Genomic DNA, 16473 nt, shown 5'->3' with positions numbered 1-16473 from the left:
CTTGGAACGACCTTTACGACTCAGCACACAGTCTCAGTCGAAAACGTTGACAGCCGGAAGGACGGTCGTGCACGTCGTGATTATGGGATGCGGGCGAGTGGGCTCCACTCTCGCGCACTCCCTCGAACAGCAAGGTCATACGGTCGCGGTGATCGATCAGGACCCCAAGGCGTTCCGCCGGCTGGGCTCCGGATTCGGCGGGCGCCGGGTGACCGGAGTCGGGTTCGACCAGGACACGCTGCGTGAGGCCGGTATTGAGGAGGCGGGTGCCTTCGCGGCCGTCAGCAGCGGCGACAACTCCAACATCATCGCGGCCCGGGTGGCCCGGGAGATGTTCGGCATCGAGAATGTGGCGGCCAGAATCTACGACCCGCGTCGAGCCGAGGTCTACCAGCGGCTCGGCATCCCGACCGTGGCCACCGTGCGGTGGACCGCCGACCAGATGCTGCGCAGGCTGCTGCCGTCCGGCGCGGAGCCGCTGTGGCGCGACCCCAGCGGTGGGGTGCAGCTCGCCGAGGTGCACACGTCGCCCGAGTGGATCGGGCACAAGATCAGCACGCTGCAGGAGGAGACCGGCGCCAGGGTGGCATTTCTCACCCGGCTCGGCGAGGCGATGCTGCCCACCGCGCAGACCGTGCTGCAGGAGGGCGACCTCGTCCACGTGATCCTGCGCTCCGGCGACGTCGCGGACGTCGAGGCGGCTTTCGCCAAGGGACCCGAGGAGGCCCACTCATGAGGGTGGCCATCGCCGGGGCCGGCGCGGTCGGCCGGTCCATCGCGGCCGAGCTGCTGGAGAACGGGCACGAGGTGCTGCTCGTCGACAAGAACCCCACCTCCATCTCGGTGGAGCGGGTGCCGCAGGCCGAGTGGCTGCTGGCCGACGCGTGCGAGATCACCTCGCTCGACGAGGCCGCTCTGCAGCGCTGCAACGTGGTGATCGCCGCGACCGGCGACGACAAGGTCAACCTGGTGGTGTCGCTGCTCGCCAAGACGGAGTACGGCGTGCCGCGGGTCGTCGCCCGGGTGAACAACCCGAAGAACGAGTGGCTGTTCAACGAGTCGTGGGGGGTGGACGTCGCCGTCTCCACCCCGCGGCTGATGTCGGCCCTGGTCGAGGAGGCGGTGAGCGTCGGCGACCTGGTCCGGCTGCTGCGCTTCAGCCAGGGTGACGCGAACCTGGTCGAGTTGACGCTGCCCGAGGAGGCCGCGCTGGTCGGCACCCGGGTCGGTGACGTGGAGTGGCCGCAGGACACCTCGCTGGTCACCATCATCCGCGGCAACCGGGTGCTCACCCCGTCCAAGGACGACGCGCTGGAGGCCGGCGACGAGCTGCTGTTCGTGGCGGCGCCGCACCGGGAGGAGCAGCTGGAGGACCTGCTGTCCCTCCAGGACGGCAACGGCGGCTGACCTCGGCCGCACCGGGCAGGCGGAGCGCGACCCGACCGCCTGTCCGGTCCTACTTGACCGCCTGCTCCGTCTCCGCGTCCTCGGCCCGCTCCTTGCCGGCCTTGCGCTCCTGCTCGGCCGCCTCCATCTCCGCGATCACGTCGATCGGGGCCGGCGCCTTCACCAGGAAGATCCAGGTCAGGTAGACCGACAGCAGGAACGGCGGGATGCCGAGCGCGACCTTGACCCAGCCCAGCTGGGTGGCGTTGCCCCACCAGTACAGCGGGAAGAGGATCGCCGACTTCGCCAGCAGGATCAGGCCCCAGGCCCAGCTCGCCTTGGTGTACGCGCGCAGCCGCCCCGGGTTGCGGGTGCGCCAGGACAGGTTCTCCTTGAACACCGGCCCGAGGATCAGTCCGAGCAGCGGGAACCGGGCCAGCGCCGAGACCACGTAGGCGATGCCCAGGCCGAGCGTGTAGAGCATGCCGGGCAGGTAGAAGTTCTTGGCGTTGCCCGACATCATCGCGAACAGCGCGCCGAAGGCGATGCCGAAGACGCCGCTGAAGGCGTGCTTGAGGGTGTCCTTGCGGGCCAGCCGGGCGGTGCCCAGCACCACCGACAGGGCCAGTGCGGCGAGCGCGGACGACTTGATGTCGTGGTTGACCGTGTAGATCACCACGAAGACCAGGCCGGGCACGGTGGTCTCCACCATGCCGAGGACGCCGCCGAAGGCGTCCAGCAGCGCGGCCTCGGTGGCCGCCCTGACCTCCGCTTCCTCGCTCCGCGGGCCGTCCGTGTTGTCGTGGTCCTTCTTGTCGATCGACGCCACCAGCTACTCCTGTCCGACCGGACGCAGTTCGTACTTGGGGTTGAACAGCACCGGACGGCCACGGTTCATGGAGATCCGGCCGGAGGCGATGATCCGGCGGCCGGGTTCTATACCGGCGATACTGCGGCGGCCGAGCCAGACCACGTCCAGCGCGGCGGACCCGTCGAACAGCTCCGCCTCCAGTGCGGGCACGCCCGCCCGGGGACGCAGCGTGACCGTACGCAGCGTACCGGTGACCGACACTATCTGGCGGTCGGAGCAGTCCTTGATCCGGGTACAGCCGACAGCCCGGGTCTCCTGCTGCAACTCCTCGGAGTGCAGTTCCTCCTGGGAGGAGGAGAGCCGGTCGAGCATGCGGCGGAAACGGCCCGCGGGCCGCTCAGAACGGATGGCACCACTCATACGACCCAGCGTACCGGCCCGGCCTCACGCCTCGAAGCGGTAACCCATGCCGGGTTCGGTGATGAAGTGCCGCGGCCGGGCCGGATCGGCCTCCAGCTTCCGCCGCAGCTGCGCCATGTACACCCGCAGGTAGTTGCTCTCCGTGCCGTAGGCGGGGCCCCAGACCTCCTGCAGCAGCTGCTTCTGCGAGACCAGCCGGCCGGGGTTGCGCACCAGCACTTCGAGCAGGTGCCACTCGGTGGGCGTGAGGCGTACGTCGGCGCCGTCGCGGTGCACCTTGCGGGCCGCCAGGTCCACGGTGAAGCTCTCGGTCTCCACCGCCGAGACGTCGTCCTCGGGGCCGGTCGGCGTGGCGCGGCGCACCGCGGCGCGCAGCCGGGCCAGCAGCTCGTCCATCCCGAAGGGCTTGGTCACGTAGTCGTCGGCGCCCGCGTCCAGCGCCTCCACCTTCTCGTCGGAGGCGTGCCGGGCGGACAGCACGATGATCGGCACCCGGGTCCAGCCGCGCAGCCCGCGGATCACCTCGACGCCGTCCATGTCGGGCAGCCCGAGGTCGAGCAGGACCACGTCGGGGTGCCGTGCCGCGGCCACCCGCAGCGCGGAGGCGCCGTCGTGCGCCGCGTCGACCTCGTAGGAGCGCGCCCGCAGGTTGATCACCAGCGCCCTGACGATCTGCGGTTCGTCGTCCACCACCAGCACCCGGTACATCCGCCGCCCTTTCGCGTCCCCGTCCCCGCCGCCGCCCGCCGGCCGCTCCCCCGCCTGCCGGCTCACGGGGTCGCCGTCGCGGGGAGGCCGGGGCGGGCCGGCCGGCCGCCCGCCGCGGCACGCAGGGTGAGCACCATGGTCAGTCCACCGCCGGGCGTGTCCTCGGCGACCAGGGTGCCGCCCATGGCCTCGGCGAAGCCGCGGGCGACCGCGAGGCCGAGGCCCACGCCGGTGCCGCGCGGCGCGTCGCCGTACCGCTGGAAGGGCTCGAATATCTGCTCCTTGGCGCTGTCGGGCACGCCGGGGCCGCGGTCGGCCACCCGGACCTCCACCCGGTCGCCGAGGGCGCTGGCGGCCACCAGGACCGCTTCGCCGGGCGGGCTGTACTTGACGGCGTTCTCCACCACGTTGGCGACGCTGCGCTCCAGCAGGCCGGGGTCCACCGCGACCATCGGCAGCGTCTCGGGGATGTCCAGGGTGACGCTCCGCTCGGGGACGCCGCCGAGCGCCATCGGCACCACCTCGTCGAGGTCCAGCTCGCGGATCAGCGGGTTGACGGTGCCGGTCTGCAGCCGGGACATGTCCAGCAGGTTGCCCACCAGGTGGTCGAGGCGGTCGGTGCCGTCCTCGATACCGGCCAGCAGCTCCGCCTCGTCCTCCGCGGACCAGGCGACGTCGGCGGACCGCAGCGAGGACACCGACGCCTTGATGCCGGCCAGCGGGGTGCGCAGGTCGTGCGAGACGGCGGCGAGCAGCGCGGTGCGTATCCGGTTGCCCTCGGCGAGCTGCCGCGCCCTGCCCGCCTCGTCGGCGAGCCGCTTGCGGTCCAGGACCACCGCGGCCTGCGCGGCGAAGGCCGACAGCACCCGGCGGTCGGAGGCCGGCAGCACCCGGCCGAGCAGCGCCAGCGAGAGCCGGTCGTTGACGGCGACCTCCACGTCGGCGTCCTCGGGGCGCGCGCAGGGCCGGCTGCCGACCGCCGCGGCGCACTTCCACGGGGCGTGCTCGCCCTCCCGCTCCAGCAGCACCACCGACTCCATCCCGAAGGTCTCCCTGACCCGCTCCAGCAGCGCGTCCAGTGAGCTCTCGCCGCGCAGCACGCTGCCGGCCAGGTGCGAGAGGATCTCCGCCTCGGCGCGCAGCCTGGCCGCCTGCTGGGTACGCCGGGCGGCCAGGTCGACCACCGAGGCGACGGCGGCGCCGACCAGCACGAAGATCACGATCGCGACGATGTTCTCCGGCTCGGCGATGGTGAAGGAGTGGGTGGGCCGGGTGAAGTAGTAGTTCAGCAGCAGCGAGCCGACCACCGCGGACGCCAGGGCGGGCAGCAGCCCGCCGACCAGGGCCGCGGCGACCGTGAGGGTCAAGAAGAGCAGCATGTCGGTGGCCTGGCCGGGGCCCGGGTGCCAGCGGGTGAGCACCACCGCGAGCAGCACCGGGCCGAGCACGCCGGTCAGCCAGCCCGCCACCACCCGGGAGCGGCCCAGCCTGGCGCCCCGGGCGGCGGGCAGGCCGCGGCCCTTGGCGACGTGCTCGTGGCTGACGATGTGGACGTCGATGTCGCCGGCCTCGCGGGCGACGGTGGTGCCGACGCCCGGCCCGAAGGCGTACTGCCAGGTCTTGCGGCGGCTGCTGCCGAGCACGATCTGGGTGGCGTCGGCGCCGCGGGCGAAGTCCAGCAGCGCGTCGGGCACCTCGTCGCCGATGACGTGGTGGAAGGAGCCGCCGAGGTCCTCGACCAGGGTGCGCTGGACGGCCAGCTCCTTGGCGGACCCCGATACGGGCCCCTCGCTGCGCACGATGTGCACGGCCAGGATCTCGCCGCCGGAGCCCTTGGCGGCCATCCTGGCGGCCCGCCGGATCAGGGTGCGGCCCTCGGGGCCGCCGGTCAGGCCGACGACGATCCGCTCGCGGGCCTTCCAGGCGGCCGATATGCGGTGCTCGGCGCGGTATTCGCGCAGGTACTCGTCGACGCGGTCAGCGGTCCACAGCAGCGCGAGCTCGCGCAGCGCGGTCAGGTTGCCGGGTCTGAAGTAGTTGGACAGGGCCGCGTCGACCTTGTCGGGGGCGTAGATGTTGCCGTGCGCCATCCGGCGGCGCAGGGACTGCGGCGACATGTCGACCAGCTCGATCTGGTCGGCGCGCCTGACCACCTCGTCGGGCACGGTCTCGCGCTGCCGCACCCCGGTGATGGCCTCGACGACGTCGCCGAGCGACTCCAGGTGCTGGATGTTGACGTTGGAGACCACGTCGATGCCGGCCGCCAGCAGTTCCTCGACGTCCTGCCAGCGCTTGGCGTTGCGGGAGCCCGGCACGTTGGTGTGGGCCAGCTCGTCCACCAGCGCGACCTCGGGTGCCCGGCGCAGCACCGCGTCGACGTCCATCTCGGTGAAGGAGCTGCCGCGGTAGTCGTGCTCGCGGCGGGCGACCTCCTCCAGGCCGTGCATCATCACCTCGGTACGGGGCCTGTGGTGGTGCTCGACGTAGCCGATGACCAGGTCGGTGCCGCGCTCGACGCGCCGGTGGGCCTCGGAGAGCATGGCGTAGGTCTTGCCGACGCCGGGGGCGGCCCCCAGGTATATGCGCAGTGTGCCGCGTGCCATGCCTTTGACCTTAGAACGACCGAACCCGACATAAGGGACCGGGTCGACCGTCCGGGGACACCTTGACGCCGTCTTGACGGCCTCCATGGCGGCGGCGCGGCAGCAGACCGCCGGGAAGACCGGCCTCGGCACTTGCCGGTCACGGACGATCACGCGCTGTCACCGTGACCAGTGTGCAGGGGCCCGGGCCGGCTCAGGCGCCCCGCTCAGCTGTCGGAGACGATCCGGCCGTCCCGCAGTTCGAGCACCCGGTCGGCCAGCGCGAGCAGCTGGTTGTCGTGGGTGGCGACCAGCGCGGTCACGCCCTCGCTGCGCACCACGGCCCGCAGCAGCTCCATCACGGCCAGGCCGGTGTCGGCGTCGAGCTGCCCGGTGGGCTCGTCGGCGATGATCAGGTCGGGCCGGTTGGCGAGCGCCCTGGCGATTGCGACCCGCTGCTGCTGGCCGCCGGACAGCTCGCCGGGGCGCTGGGCGGCGTGGTCGGCGAGGCCGACCAGGGCCAGCAGCAGCTCGACGCGCTCCTCGCGCTCGCGCGGCGGCGTCTTGCGCAGCCGCATGGGCACCCCGACGTTCTCGGCCGCGGTGAGGATGGGGATCAGGCCGAAGGACTGGAAGACGAAGCCGATCCGGTCCCTGCGCAGCGCCAGCAGGTCGTCGTCGCCGAGCCCCGCCAGGTCCGTGCCGTCCAGCGATATGCGCCCGCCGTCGGGGCTGTCCAGGCCGCCGACCAGGTTCAGCACGGTGGTCTTGCCCGAGCCCGAGCGGCCCTTGAGCGCCACCAGTTCGCCGCGCGGCACCGCGAACGACACCCCGCGCAGGGCGTGCACGGCGGTGTCGCCGCTGCCGTAGGTGCGGCGCAGGTCCTCGACCACCACCATCTCGCCGGTCTTCGGCGACGTCGCCACGGCCGTGGCTGACTGCTCCGTCATTCCCGCTCCCCCATCCCGGTCCTTCATTCGTCGTCCCCCTCCTGCTCGTCCTTCGCCCGGCCGCCCGCGCCGGGGTCCGGGTCGTGCCCGGTCTCCCGCGCGGCCTGCCCGCGGTCCGGCCACACCCCGAGGTGGTCGGGCTCCGCGGTCAGCCGGACGCGGCGGTGCAGCCCGTAGCGCTCGGTGAATTCCCGCGGCAACTGCAGGCGCCCCACCCGGTCGAGGACGGCGTGTTCCCCCGCTTCCTGCGCGGCGCCCGCGGCCGCCCCGCCCGCGGACGGGCGCAGCACTTCGGTCGCGGTCCGGCCGTCGCGTATCCGTACCGTACGCCTGACCTGTTCGGCGACCGCGGGGTCATGGGTAACGATCAGGACGGTGACGCCCAGTTCGGCGTTGGTGCGGCGCGGGGCGGCGAAGACCTCCGCGCCGCTCGCGGTGTCCAGCTCGCCGGTGGGCTCGTCGGCGAAGAGCACCCGGTGGGGTGTTGGCGCCCGCTGCCAGTGCCCGGGGGGTGTTGGCGCCCGCCGCCGTGATGGCGGCGCGCTGCCGCTGGCCGCCGGACAGCTCGCCGGGGCGGCGGTTGCGGCAGTCCGCGACGCCGGGCCTGTCGAGCGGCTCCGCGGCCCGAGGCCTTGCAGGGCCTGGACCTCGACGCCCTCGGCGCGGTGGATGTCGAATTCCGCTCGGCGCACGTGCCTTGCCGGATTCTTGCACCGGCGTGCCCTCCCCGCTCTGCGGGAGCGCCCGGGACGCGGCGCGGCCCGGACCTGTCTGGCCAGGTCCGGGCCGGTGTGAACGCTGTGACGCGACCGCCGGGGGTCAGTGCAGCTCGGTGATCTCCGGGCCGCGGCGCATCGGGTCGATGCCGTCACCGAACTTCGACGGCTCCTGCTGCTCGGCCGCGGCGCCGTCCGGCACCATCTGGGCGTCGTTGGGCAGCTTGAGCACGATCGGGTCGCGCGGCGCCATCGGGGAGTCGCCGCGCAGCACCACGGTGTCGCGGAAGACCGACTCCAGCACTCCGGCGGCGGCGGGCTGCACCGCGCCCTGCCCCGAGATCACCCCGCGCAGGAACCAGCGCGGTCCGTCGCAGCCCACGAAGCGCACCAGCTGCACCCCGTTGGTGCCGTCCGGCAGCTGCACGGGCACCTGCGCGCGCAGCTCCCAGCCCAGCGGGCCCTCGACCTCGTCCACCACACCGCCCTGCTGGGTGATGCCGGAGGCGATCTCCTCGCGCACCTCGCCCCAGATCCCCTCGGACTTCGGTGCGGCGAACGCCTGGAGCTGGACGGCGCTGTCCCGCAGCACCACGGTGGCGGCCACGATCGACTCGCCGGCAACCTCCACCCGCAGCTCCATGCCCTCGACCCCGGGCACGAACAGCCCGCCGAGGTCCACCCGGCCGTCGCCGGGCTCCCTGACCTCGCTCACGTCCCACGGGCCGTCGGGCCGCGGCGCGGGCGGAAGGTTGTACCGGTTGGAGGCGGAGTCACCGGAGTCGTCCGACTCCTCGGCGTCTTCGGCCAGCTCGTCTTCGGCCTCGACGGCCTCATCGAGCTCGTCGAGGGCGTCTTCGCGCTCCTTGCGACGACGGAACACGGTCACTGTCCTTCCCGGTCTGCTACGACCGATGCGTATCCGTATCTGGACGTGCCAGCCGACGGCGTCTCCACCGCGGCATGACCCCCCGTGGAGCCGAAGCCCCCCGCGGCCCTGGCAGAGCCGGGCAGCTCCGCCACTTCGTGGAAGCGGACCCGCTCGACCTGCTGGACGACCAGTTGGGCGATCCGGTCGCCCTTGTCGAACCGCACGGTCTCGCGCGGATCCAGATTGACGACGATCACCTTGATCTCTCCACGGTACCCGGCATCCACCGTTCCCGGGGCATTCACCAGGGCCACTCCGCAGCGCGCGGCAAGGCCCGAGCGCGGGTGCACGAAGGCCGCGTAGCCGTCGGGCAGCGCGACGGAGATCCCGGTGGGCAGCACGGCCCGCTCCCCGGGCGCCAACTCGGCGGCCTCGGTGGTGATCAGGTCGACGCCGGCGTCCCCGGGGTGCCCGTAGGAGGGCACCGGCACGGAGTCGTCGAGGCGGCGCAGCAGCACGTCCACCGGGGGCCGGGTCACGGGTTCACCTCGAAGGCGCGGGCGACCTTGACCTGGTCCGGGTCGTCCATTGCGGCCCTGATCTCCTCGGGCCTGCCGTTGGCCGTGAAGTGGTCGAGCTTGACCTCGATGAAAAGCGCGTCGGCGCGGACCGCCACCGGCCCCTCCGGGCCGCCGATCCGGCCCTCGGCGCTGCTGTAGATCTTCCGGCCGGCGACCGCGGTGCAGCGGGCCGACAGGTGCAGGGTGGCGCCAACCGGCACCGGGCGGACGAAGTCCGTCTCCAGCCGGCCGGTGACCGCGATGACCCGCAGCAGCCAGCTCAGCGAGCCCAGCGTCTCGTCGAGGGCGGACACCAGCACCCCGCCGTGCGCGAGGCCCGGCGCCCCCTGATGGGCGGGCTGCACGGTGAACTCGGCGGTGACGCTGACGCCTTCGCCGGCCCTGGCCGCGAGGTGCAGCCCGTGCGGCTGGGAATCGCCGCAGCCGAAGCACTGGTCGTAGTGCGCGCCCAGCAGTTCGCCCGGCGCGGGGGCGTCGGGGTGCCGTACCGGGGCGGCGGCGTCGGACGGCGGCGTCAGGCCCGGGCGTCCCGCGCCCGGGGGTGTCGTGGCTGCACTCACGCCCGAGACCCTACCCTCCTGCGCTGTGCCATCCCGCCGTGCCTGCGGCAGTCTTCGCGGCACATGGCAGTCTGGTGCCATGCAGCCTTACGACGAACGCCTCACCGTCCCGCGATCCTGGTGGTTCCTGGCCATCGCCGTGGGTGTGGCGATGGCGCTGATCCTGCTCCCCTTCGGCCCGCTGCCGCTGCTGGCCGGCCTGGTCGGCGGCGCGGCGCTGTCGATGATGGCGGTCAGCTCCTACGGGTCGGCCCGGATCAGGGTGGTCGCCGGCTCGCTGGTCGCCGGCAAGGCAAAGATCCCGGTGGCGGCGCTGGGCACGGCCACCGTGCTCGGTCCGGAGGAGACGGTGGCCTGGCGCTCGTACAAGGCGGACCCGCGGGCCTTCATGCTGCTGCGCTCCTACGTGCCGACCGCGCTCAGGGTCGAGGTGACCGATCCGGCGGACCCGACGCCCTACGTCTATCTGTCGACGCGCTCGCCGCAGCGGCTCGCCGCGGCGCTGGACGCGGTCAGGACCGTGGACGCGGCGTAGCCGCCGGCTCCGGTCGGGGGCCGGGCACGGCCTGCTGCCGGGTGCTCACCGCCCGGTCGGGGGCCGGTCGTCGCCGGTGGCGGTCGGATCGTCGCCGGGCGCGGTCGGATCGTCGACGTCCAGGCCCGCGTCGATCGCCGGATACGGCCCGGGGCCGACCTCGGCTACCGGCAGCTCGGGCCAGGGGAACTGCGCGGCGCGCAGGTCGCGGCGGACGCGCTCGGCAAGCTTGCGGGTGTCCCGGCGGTTCATCACCGCCCCCACGGCAGCGCCGATCATGAACGGGGTGAGGACCGGCGCATTGCGCAGCGTCCTGCGCAGCAGCCGCTGCCGCATCTCCCGCTTCATGCTGCTGCCCAGCGCGACATTGACGGTGGACAGCTTGAGCACATCGATACCGCGCTGCTCGGTCCAGGACCACAGATAGGCGGTCGCCCGCTCGCGGGCGCCGCCGGGGACGCGCAGTCCGTAGACCTCGTGCAGCTCGGCGATGAGCTTGTACTCGATGGCCGCGACGCCGAGCGTCTCGGCCACCAGCTCGGCCGGCATCGCCGGCGGGGTGGGCAGCATCGCGGCGGCCCCGATACCGGCGCCGACGGTCATCGTGCCCTTGACCGCGGCCGCGATCAGCCGGTCCGCGATCGCTTCCGGGCCGAGCCCGGGAAACTGCCGGCGCAGGGCGGCAAGGTCCCGCACCGGAATGCGGGGTGCCACCTCGATGAGCCGCTCGGACGCCGAGCCGATCCCGGCCCGTGCGGCGCTGCCGCCTCTGCGGGCGCCGCCCAGTGCGACGCTGCCGCCTCTGCGGGCGCCGCCGCTCACACCGCTCACACCGCGCCTGACGCCCCGGCCGAGGCCGTGGGCGGTCATGGCCGCGAGCGAGGCCGCACGGCCCCGCTCAGCGCCCTCACGGCCTTCCGGCGTGCCGGTCACCTCGATCAGGCCGCGCAGTCGCGGCAGATCGGGTTCCCGTTCTTCTCCGACGCCAGCTGGCTCCTGTGGTGCACCAGGAAGCAGCTCATGCAGGTGAACTCATCCGCCTGCCGGGGCAGCACGCGGACCGACAGCTCCTCGTTGGAGAGGTCGGCGCCGGGCAGTTCGAGGGACTCGGCCTGGTCGAACTCGTCGACGTCGACCGCGGAGGTCGACTTCTCGTTCCTCCTGGCCTTCAGCTCTTCGATGCTGTCCTCGTTGACGTCATCGTCGGTCTTGCGTGGTGTGTCGTAATCAGTAGCCATATTCGCTCTCCCCCTGTGGGTGTCTGCGGTGTCTCCAGCGCACGTAACGCGCGGGAGGCCGGACTTGTGCCCGACCTGAGGCGGAGATTTTGCCTCACATCAAGGCCTGTTACTCAATCGACACCCAGTTTCGCCCCCGAAGGGGTGATCGCACGGGTGGCCGATCATGGTCTCCGTTGGCCGGGAATGCTTCCGCCGCGGCCACCAGTACCTGTACTTCCCGTGATCATGACCTGCGGAAACATGGATTTTCCGGTCTTTTCCCCAATGTCTTGATCACTGAGTGTAGGCGATGGGGAAATCGTGTGTGCGATCGATCACAACCCGTCCGGACGCGGCACAGACCACAAAATTACTCGCAAAGCGAACAGCGGTCGGGCGGGCCGCGGCGGTCCGCGACCGCCGGAGTGACGTGGTTCACACCGGGATCGCCACGTGCATGACCAGGCCGCCGCCCTCGCGCGGCTCCGCGCTGATCGTGCCGCCGTGCGCTCTGGCCACCGAGCGGGCGATGGACAGACCGAGCCCGACGCCCTTGTCGCTCCCGGTGCGCTCGGTGCGCAGCCGCCGGAAAGGCTCGAAAAGATTGTCGATCTCATATGCCGGGACGACCGGCCCGGTATTGGCCACCACGATCAGCGCGTGGCCGCCCCGTACCTCGGTGCCCACCTCGACCCATCCGTCCTCCGGCACGTTGTACCGCACCGCGTTCTGCACCAGGTTCAGCGCGATGCGCTCCAGCAGCACCCCGTTGCCCTGGACGACCGCGGGCTCCAGAGAGGCGCGCAGCTCCACGCCCTTGGCCTGGGCCTCGCCACGGGTCTGCTCCAGCGCCTGGGAGGCCGCCTCTGCGAGGTCCACCGGCTTGCGGTCGATGATCTCGTTGTCGCTGCGGGCCAGCAGCAGCAGGCCCTCCACCAGCTGCTCGCTGCGCTCGTTGGTGGCCAGCAGGGTCCTGCCCAGCTGCTGGAGGTCGGCGGACGCGTCCGGATCGGACAGCTGGACCTCCAGCAGCGTGCGGTTGATCGCCAGCGGGGTGCGCAGCTCGTGCGAGGCGTTCGCCACGAAGCGGCGCTGGGCGTCGAAGGAGCGCTCCAGCCGGTCCAGCATCTCGTCGAAGGTGTCCGCCAGCTCCTTCAGCTCGTCGTCAGGGCCGTCCAGCTCGATACGGCGCTTGAGGTCGGAGCCGACGACGCCGCGCGCGGTGCGGGTGATCCGGCCCAGCGGGGCCAGCACCCGGCCGGCCATCACGTAGCCGAAGGCGAAGGCCACCAGCGCCAGCCCGATCAGGGCCAGCAGCGAGCGCTTGAACATCGTGTTGAGCGCCAGGTCCCGCTGGTGCTGCATACAGGTGTTCACCGCGGCGGCGAACTCCTGCTGGGTGGCCTGGCCGGAGGAGGGCAGCGCGGCGCACCCGTTGTTGTGGATGTTGGCGCTGATGATCTCGAAGGGCAGGTCGCTGCCCTGCCGGATGGCCTGGGCGGCCAGCAGGTAGATGATCCACAGCAGCAGCACGCCGGCGATCAGGAACATGCCGCCGTAAAGCACGGTCAGCCGTATCCGGATGGTCGGCCGCAGCCACGGCGGCTGGCTCTCGGCCGGCTGCGGGTCCCACGGCGGACGCGGCGGGACCTGCGGGACGGGGGGCGGAGGGGAGGAGGGGGATGCGGTCGCCACGTGATCAGATCCGATAACCCGAGCCGGGCACGGTGACGATCACCGGCGGCTCGCCCAGCTTGCGGCGCAGGGTCATCACCGTGACCCGCACCACGTTGGTGAACGGGTCGGTGTTCTCGTCCCAGGCCTTCTCCAGCAGCTGCTCGGCCGAGACCACCGAGCCCTCGCTGCGCATCAGCACCTCGAGCACGGCAAACTCCTTGGGCGCCAGGTGCACCTCAGCGCCGTCCCTGGTCACCTCGCGGCGGTTCGGGTCGAGCCGGATGCCGGAGCGCTCCAGGACCGGCGGCAGGGCCGCGGTCGTACGGCGGCCCAGCGCGCGGACCCGGGCGGTCAGCTCGGTGAAGGCGAAGGGCTTGGGCAGGTAGTCGTCGGCGCCCAGCTCCAGGCCCTCGACCCGGTCGCTGACGTCGCCGGCGGCGGTGAGCATCAGCACCCGGGTGGGCAGCCCCAGCCCGACGATCTGCCGGCACACGTCGTCACCGTGCACGACGGGGAGGTCACGGTCCAGTACGACCACGTCGTAGTCGTTGACGCCGACCCGCTCCAGCGCGGCGCCGCCGTCGTAGACCACGTCGACGGCCATGGCCTCGCGGCGAAGGCCGGTGGCAACCGCGTCAGCGAGCAGTTGCTCGTCCTCGACGACCAGTACGCGCAAGGCGTTTTCCTTCCATGAGCTGTGGGAACGCTCCTCCATCCTGCACCGGGCACCGGTAAATCGGCGGTAAGTGCGGCGCCGGTGGAATTTCCCCCCGGTGGATGAGGTTTCCCCCGCTGGCGCGGCGGGGAGGACGACTGAACACCCACACACCACGCCTGCCGAGCGTTGTCGCGCGCGGCATCTGGCTTGACACATTCCCCGTGTCAACGGAGACGACGAGGGGGCGCCACATGGACGCGTTCACGACCGGAATCCTGCAGCGCATACACACCACGGAGTCCGACCTGCGGAAAGCGCGGGAGACGGGCGACGAATTCCTCGCCGAGGTCGAACAGGGCGAGCTTGACGACCTGCGCAGGCTCGCATCGGAGCACGGCGTGGACGTACGGCCCAAGGTCGCCTGACCCCCAGCCGCACGCCCCGGCCCCATGAGGGCGCCGGGGCGTTCGCATGCCCGCGCGAGCGGGCCGTCACGGGTTCTAGGGCCTGTCCGGCGGGTCTTGCCGGGCCTGCGACGCCCGGCACCGCACCCCTCCCCCTGCCTTCGGCGGGAGGTGCCCCCAGCGTTGTCGAATCATCCTTGTACGACCCGGTACGAGGATGATTCTCCGCCTTGCGATGTACGGCACCGGACGCCGCAGGCTGATCCGCCAAGATCCGCCGGACAGGCCCTAGTCGTGCCAGGCGCCCAGCGCGTCCAGCTGCTGCTGGAGCGGCTCGAACAGGCCGGTGGGGGCGGCGACCGTCAGCTCGCCCGAGGCGCGCTCGCCCGGCCGGCCGCCGGTGAGCGCCCCGGCCTCGCGGGCGAAGAGGTCGCCCGCGGCGAGGTCCCAGGGGTTCAGGCCGCGCTCGTAGTACGCGTCGAGCCGGCCGCACCCGACGTCGACCAGGTCGATCGCGGCGGACCCGGCGCGCCGGATGTCGCGCACCTGCGGCAGCAGCGTACGCACCACTTCCGCCTGCGCGGCCCGCCGCTGCGACAGGTAGCCGAACCCGGTGCCGACCAGCGCGTGGGACAGCTCCGGCGCGGGCCTGCGGCGCGCGGGGACGCCGTTGACCAGGGCGCCGCCGCCCAGCACCGCCTGGTAGGTCTCGCCGCGCATCGGCACCTCCACGACGCCCACGACCACCTCGCCGTCCTTCTCCGCGGCGATGCTGACCGCCCAGGACGGCAGGCCGTAGAGGTAGTTCACGGTGCCGTCCAGCGGGTCGATGACCCAGCGCACCCCGCTGGTGCCCTCCCGGCTCGCACCCTCCTCGCCGAGGAGGCCGTCGTCGGGGCGGAGCCGGTCGATGCAGGTGGTGATCAGCTTCTCGGCCGCGATGTCCATCTCGGTCACGACGTCGACCTGGCTGCTCTTGGTGGCGGCGACCCCGAGGTCGGCGGGGCGGCCGTCGCGCAGCAGGGCGCCCGCCCTGCGGGCCGCGTCGAGTGCGACCTCCAGCAGCTGGGCGAACTCCGCGGTGCGGTCGGGCGGTGACGGATCGGTGCTCACGTGACTCCTCAGTCCATTCCTGCGGCGGCGGGCAGCGGTGTCCTGGCGGGACAGCAGCCCACGGGGCACACGTCGTGGCTCGGGCCGAGCGCGCCGAGCGCGCAGCGCGCGGGGGCCGCGCCGCGCTCGGTGGCGGCCCGCTCCAGCACAAGGTCGCGTACGGCCGCGGCGAACCGCGGGTCGGCCCCGACGGTGGCGGCCCTGCTGACCGGCAGGCCGAGCTCCGCGGCCTTGGCGGTCGCCTCGGTGTCCAGGTCGTACTTCACCTCCATGTGGTCGGAGACGAAGCCGATCGGCACCATGACGACGGCGGGCGCGCCGTCGGCGTGGGCCTCTTCCAGGTGGTCGCAGATGTCGGGTTCGAGCCAGGGGATCTGCGGGGCGCCGCTGCGGGACTGGTAGACCAGCTCCCAGCGGCGCTCGACGCCGTCCGCCGCCCGCACCGCGCCGGCGACCAGGGCGGCGGTCTCCAGGTGCTGCGCGACGTAGGCGCCGCCGTCGCCGTGGCTCTCCACCGGGCCCGAGGTGTCGGCGGCCGCCGTCGGGATCGAGTGGGTGGTGAAGGCGAGCCGCGCGCCGTCCCGTACCGCGGGGGGCAGGGCGGCCAGCGCCTCCAGCGTCGACTCGACCATCGGCTCGACGAAGCCGGGGTGGTTGAAGTAGTGCCGCAGCTTGTCGACCCGCGGCACCGTACGCCCCTCCGCGGCGAGCGCGGCCAGGGCGGCGGCCAGGTTCTCACGGTACTGCCGGCAGCCGGAGTAGGAGGCGTAGGCGCTGGTGGCCAGCACCAGGACGCGGCGGTGGCCCGCGTCGGACATCTCCCTCAGGGTGTCGGTCAGGTAGGGCGACCAGTTGCGGTTGCCCCAGAAGACCGGCAGGTCCAGGCCGTGCTCGGCGAAGTCCTTGCGCAGGGCGTCGAGCAGGTCGCGGTTCTGCGCGTTGATCGGGCTGACGCCGCCGAAGAGGAAGTAGTGGCTGCCGACCTCCTTGAGCCGCTCGCGCGGGATGCCGCGGCCGCGGGTCACGTTCTCCAGGAACGGCACCACGTCGTCGGGTCCCTCGGGGCCGCCGAAGGACAGCAGCAGCAGCGCGTCGTAGGGGGCCGGGTCGGTACCCGGCGCTGCGGTCGCCGGCGGGCGGGCGTCGTTGGGGGGTGACTGCTCTGGCATACCTCCGATCCTGCCACCAGGCGGCGGACGCCCCCGACCGGCCCCGGCCGAGCAGGGCGCGTTTAACCGGTTGCCATGCTTCGTAAGCTGTATGGACCCACCACAGTCCTTA

18 protein-coding genes and 1 pseudogene are annotated in these 16473 nt (G+C 72.5%); 4 read left to right on the top strand and 15 right to left on the bottom strand.

Annotated elements, in window-relative coordinates; all coding sequences use genetic code 11:
* Nucleotides 1–67: 67 nt before the first annotated feature.
* Both BUE44_RS28505 and BUE44_RS28500 read left to right on the top strand, forming a co-directional pair.
* Entirely contained in the window at nucleotides 68–736 is a 669-nt protein-coding gene (locus tag BUE44_RS28505; RefSeq protein ID WP_073501890.1) for a potassium channel family protein, read from the top strand.
* The gene (locus tag BUE44_RS28500; protein WP_073501889.1) at nucleotides 733–1407 is read left to right on the top strand and encodes a potassium channel family protein; all 675 of its coding nucleotides are present in this window, start codon (nucleotides 733–735) and stop codon (nucleotides 1405–1407) included. The genes BUE44_RS28505 and BUE44_RS28500 overlap by 4 nt, the downstream gene beginning before the upstream one ends.
* A 49-nt stretch (nucleotides 1408–1456) precedes the next feature.
* On the opposite strand, the gene BUE44_RS28495 is transcribed toward BUE44_RS28500, so the two are convergent.
* The 9 genes and pseudogenes from BUE44_RS28495 to BUE44_RS28455 all read right to left on the bottom strand — a co-directional run bounded on the left by BUE44_RS28495 (nucleotide 1457) and on the right by BUE44_RS28455 (nucleotide 9585).
* Entirely contained in the window at nucleotides 1457–2215 is a 759-nt protein-coding gene (locus BUE44_RS28495; RefSeq protein WP_079190162.1) for a DUF3159 domain-containing protein, read from the bottom strand.
* Nucleotides 2216–2218: 3 nt separating this feature from the next.
* A complete protein-coding gene (locus BUE44_RS28490) occupies nucleotides 2219–2617 on the bottom strand; it encodes an OB-fold nucleic acid binding domain-containing protein (protein WP_073501888.1) in 399 nt (132 codons plus the stop codon).
* Between the two features lie 24 nt (nucleotides 2618–2641).
* Nucleotides 2642–3325 (bottom strand): response regulator, encoded by a 684-nt coding sequence (locus tag BUE44_RS28485; RefSeq protein ID WP_073501887.1) that lies wholly within the window; start codon nucleotides 3323–3325, stop codon nucleotides 2642–2644.
* A gap of 62 nt (nucleotides 3326–3387) precedes the next feature.
* Complete coding sequence (locus BUE44_RS28480; protein ID WP_073501886.1) at nucleotides 3388–5928, bottom strand: sensor histidine kinase; 2541 nt, start codon at nucleotides 5926–5928, stop codon at nucleotides 3388–3390.
* A 206-nt stretch (nucleotides 5929–6134) separates the two neighbouring features.
* Entirely contained in the window at nucleotides 6135–6857 is a 723-nt protein-coding gene (locus tag BUE44_RS28475; protein WP_073501885.1) for an ABC transporter ATP-binding protein, read from the bottom strand.
* 23 nt (nucleotides 6858–6880) lie between these two features.
* A pseudogene (locus BUE44_RS28470) lies at nucleotides 6881–7508 on the bottom strand (ABC transporter ATP-binding protein); the annotation flags it as partial.
* A 168-nt stretch (nucleotides 7509–7676) separates the two neighbouring features.
* Nucleotides 7677–8456 carry a DUF3710 domain-containing protein gene (locus tag BUE44_RS28465; protein WP_073501883.1) on the bottom strand — a complete coding sequence of 260 codons (780 nt, stop codon included), beginning with the start codon at nucleotides 8454–8456 and terminating at the stop codon, nucleotides 7677–7679.
* 2 nt (nucleotides 8457–8458) lie between these two features.
* The gene (gene dut / locus BUE44_RS28460; protein WP_073501882.1) at nucleotides 8459–8983 is read right to left on the bottom strand and encodes a dUTP diphosphatase; all 525 of its coding nucleotides are present in this window, start codon (nucleotides 8981–8983) and stop codon (nucleotides 8459–8461) included.
* Nucleotides 8980–9585: a PaaI family thioesterase gene (locus BUE44_RS28455; RefSeq protein WP_073501881.1), complete on the bottom strand. Its 606-nt coding sequence runs from the start codon at nucleotides 9583–9585 to the stop codon at nucleotides 8980–8982. Before BUE44_RS28455 ends, dut begins: the two co-directional genes overlap by 4 nt.
* 79 nt (nucleotides 9586–9664) lie before the next feature.
* Between BUE44_RS28455 and BUE44_RS28450 the strand changes: the two genes are divergently transcribed.
* The gene (locus BUE44_RS28450; protein WP_073501880.1) at nucleotides 9665–10120 is read left to right on the top strand and encodes a DUF3093 domain-containing protein; all 456 of its coding nucleotides are present in this window, start codon (nucleotides 9665–9667) and stop codon (nucleotides 10118–10120) included.
* Between the two features lie 45 nt (nucleotides 10121–10165).
* On the opposite strand, the gene BUE44_RS38045 is transcribed toward BUE44_RS28450, so the two are convergent.
* The 4 genes from BUE44_RS38045 to BUE44_RS28430 form a co-directional block, all read right to left on the bottom strand.
* A complete protein-coding gene (locus BUE44_RS38045; protein ID WP_200804551.1) occupies nucleotides 10166–10990 on the bottom strand; it encodes a hypothetical protein in 825 nt (274 codons plus the stop codon).
* A 68-nt stretch (nucleotides 10991–11058) separates the two neighbouring features.
* Nucleotides 11059–11358, bottom strand: coding sequence for a DUF4193 domain-containing protein (locus tag BUE44_RS28440; RefSeq protein WP_033173914.1), 300 nt, complete (start codon nucleotides 11356–11358; stop codon nucleotides 11059–11061).
* Nucleotides 11359–11775: 417 nt separating this feature from the next.
* On the bottom strand, nucleotides 11776–13035 hold the full coding sequence (locus BUE44_RS28435) for a sensor histidine kinase (protein ID WP_073501878.1): 1260 nt from the start codon (nucleotides 13033–13035) through the stop codon (nucleotides 11776–11778).
* A gap of 4 nt (nucleotides 13036–13039) precedes the next feature.
* Complete coding sequence (locus BUE44_RS28430; RefSeq protein WP_073501877.1) at nucleotides 13040–13693, bottom strand: response regulator transcription factor; 654 nt, start codon at nucleotides 13691–13693, stop codon at nucleotides 13040–13042.
* 233 nt (nucleotides 13694–13926) lie between these two features.
* Here BUE44_RS28430 and BUE44_RS38040 point away from each other — a divergent pair, with 233 nt between their 5' ends.
* Nucleotides 13927–14100 (top strand): hypothetical protein, encoded by a 174-nt coding sequence (locus tag BUE44_RS38040; RefSeq protein ID WP_200804550.1) that lies wholly within the window; start codon nucleotides 13927–13929, stop codon nucleotides 14098–14100.
* 267 nt (nucleotides 14101–14367) lie between these two features.
* Here the strand turns inward: BUE44_RS38040 and BUE44_RS28425 are convergent, their stop codons facing one another.
* Both BUE44_RS28425 and BUE44_RS28420 read right to left on the bottom strand, forming a co-directional pair.
* Nucleotides 14368–15192: an inositol monophosphatase family protein gene (locus BUE44_RS28425; protein ID WP_073501876.1), complete on the bottom strand. Its 825-nt coding sequence runs from the start codon at nucleotides 15190–15192 to the stop codon at nucleotides 14368–14370.
* Nucleotides 15193–15200: 8 nt separating this feature from the next.
* Nucleotides 15201–16361, bottom strand: a complete 1161-nt coding sequence (locus BUE44_RS28420; RefSeq protein WP_073501875.1) for a ferrochelatase — start codon at nucleotides 16359–16361, stop codon at nucleotides 15201–15203.
* Between the last annotated feature and the right edge of the window lie 112 nt (nucleotides 16362–16473).

The organism is Actinacidiphila paucisporea, assembly GCF_900142575.1.
GTDB classification, from domain to species: Bacteria; Actinomycetota; Actinomycetes; order Streptomycetales; family Streptomycetaceae; genus Actinacidiphila; species Actinacidiphila paucisporea.
Note: the sequence above shows the minus strand (reverse complement) of the source record. Positions and strands in the feature narration are given on the sequence as shown.

Excerpts from the sequence above, each read along its gene's own strand:
- BUE44_RS28500 (WP_073501889.1), top strand. The coding sequence starts at position 733 with ATGAGGGTGGCCATCGCCGGGGCCGGCGCGGTCGGCCGGTCCATCGCG.
- BUE44_RS28490 (WP_073501888.1), bottom strand. The coding sequence starts at position 2,617 with ATGAGTGGTGCCATCCGTTCTGAGCGGCCCGCGGGCCGTTTCCGCCGC.
- BUE44_RS28485 (WP_073501887.1), bottom strand. The coding sequence starts at position 3,325 with ATGTACCGGGTGCTGGTGGTGGACGACGAACCGCAGATCGTCAGGGCG.
- BUE44_RS28480 (WP_073501886.1), bottom strand. The coding sequence starts at position 5,928 with ATGGCACGCGGCACACTGCGCATATACCTGGGGGCCGCCCCCGGCGTC.
- BUE44_RS28475 (WP_073501885.1), bottom strand. The coding sequence starts at position 6,857 with ATGACGGAGCAGTCAGCCACGGCCGTGGCGACGTCGCCGAAGACCGGC.
- BUE44_RS28450 (WP_073501880.1), top strand. The coding sequence starts at position 9,665 with ATGCAGCCTTACGACGAACGCCTCACCGTCCCGCGATCCTGGTGGTTC.
- BUE44_RS38045 (WP_200804551.1), bottom strand. The coding sequence starts at position 10,990 with ATGACCGCCCACGGCCTCGGCCGGGGCGTCAGGCGCGGTGTGAGCGGT.
- BUE44_RS28440 (WP_033173914.1), bottom strand. The coding sequence starts at position 11,358 with ATGGCTACTGATTACGACACACCACGCAAGACCGACGATGACGTCAAC.
- BUE44_RS38040 (WP_200804550.1), top strand. The coding sequence starts at position 13,927 with ATGGACGCGTTCACGACCGGAATCCTGCAGCGCATACACACCACGGAG.
- BUE44_RS28420 (WP_073501875.1), bottom strand. The coding sequence starts at position 16,361 with ATGCCAGAGCAGTCACCCCCCAACGACGCCCGCCCGCCGGCGACCGCA.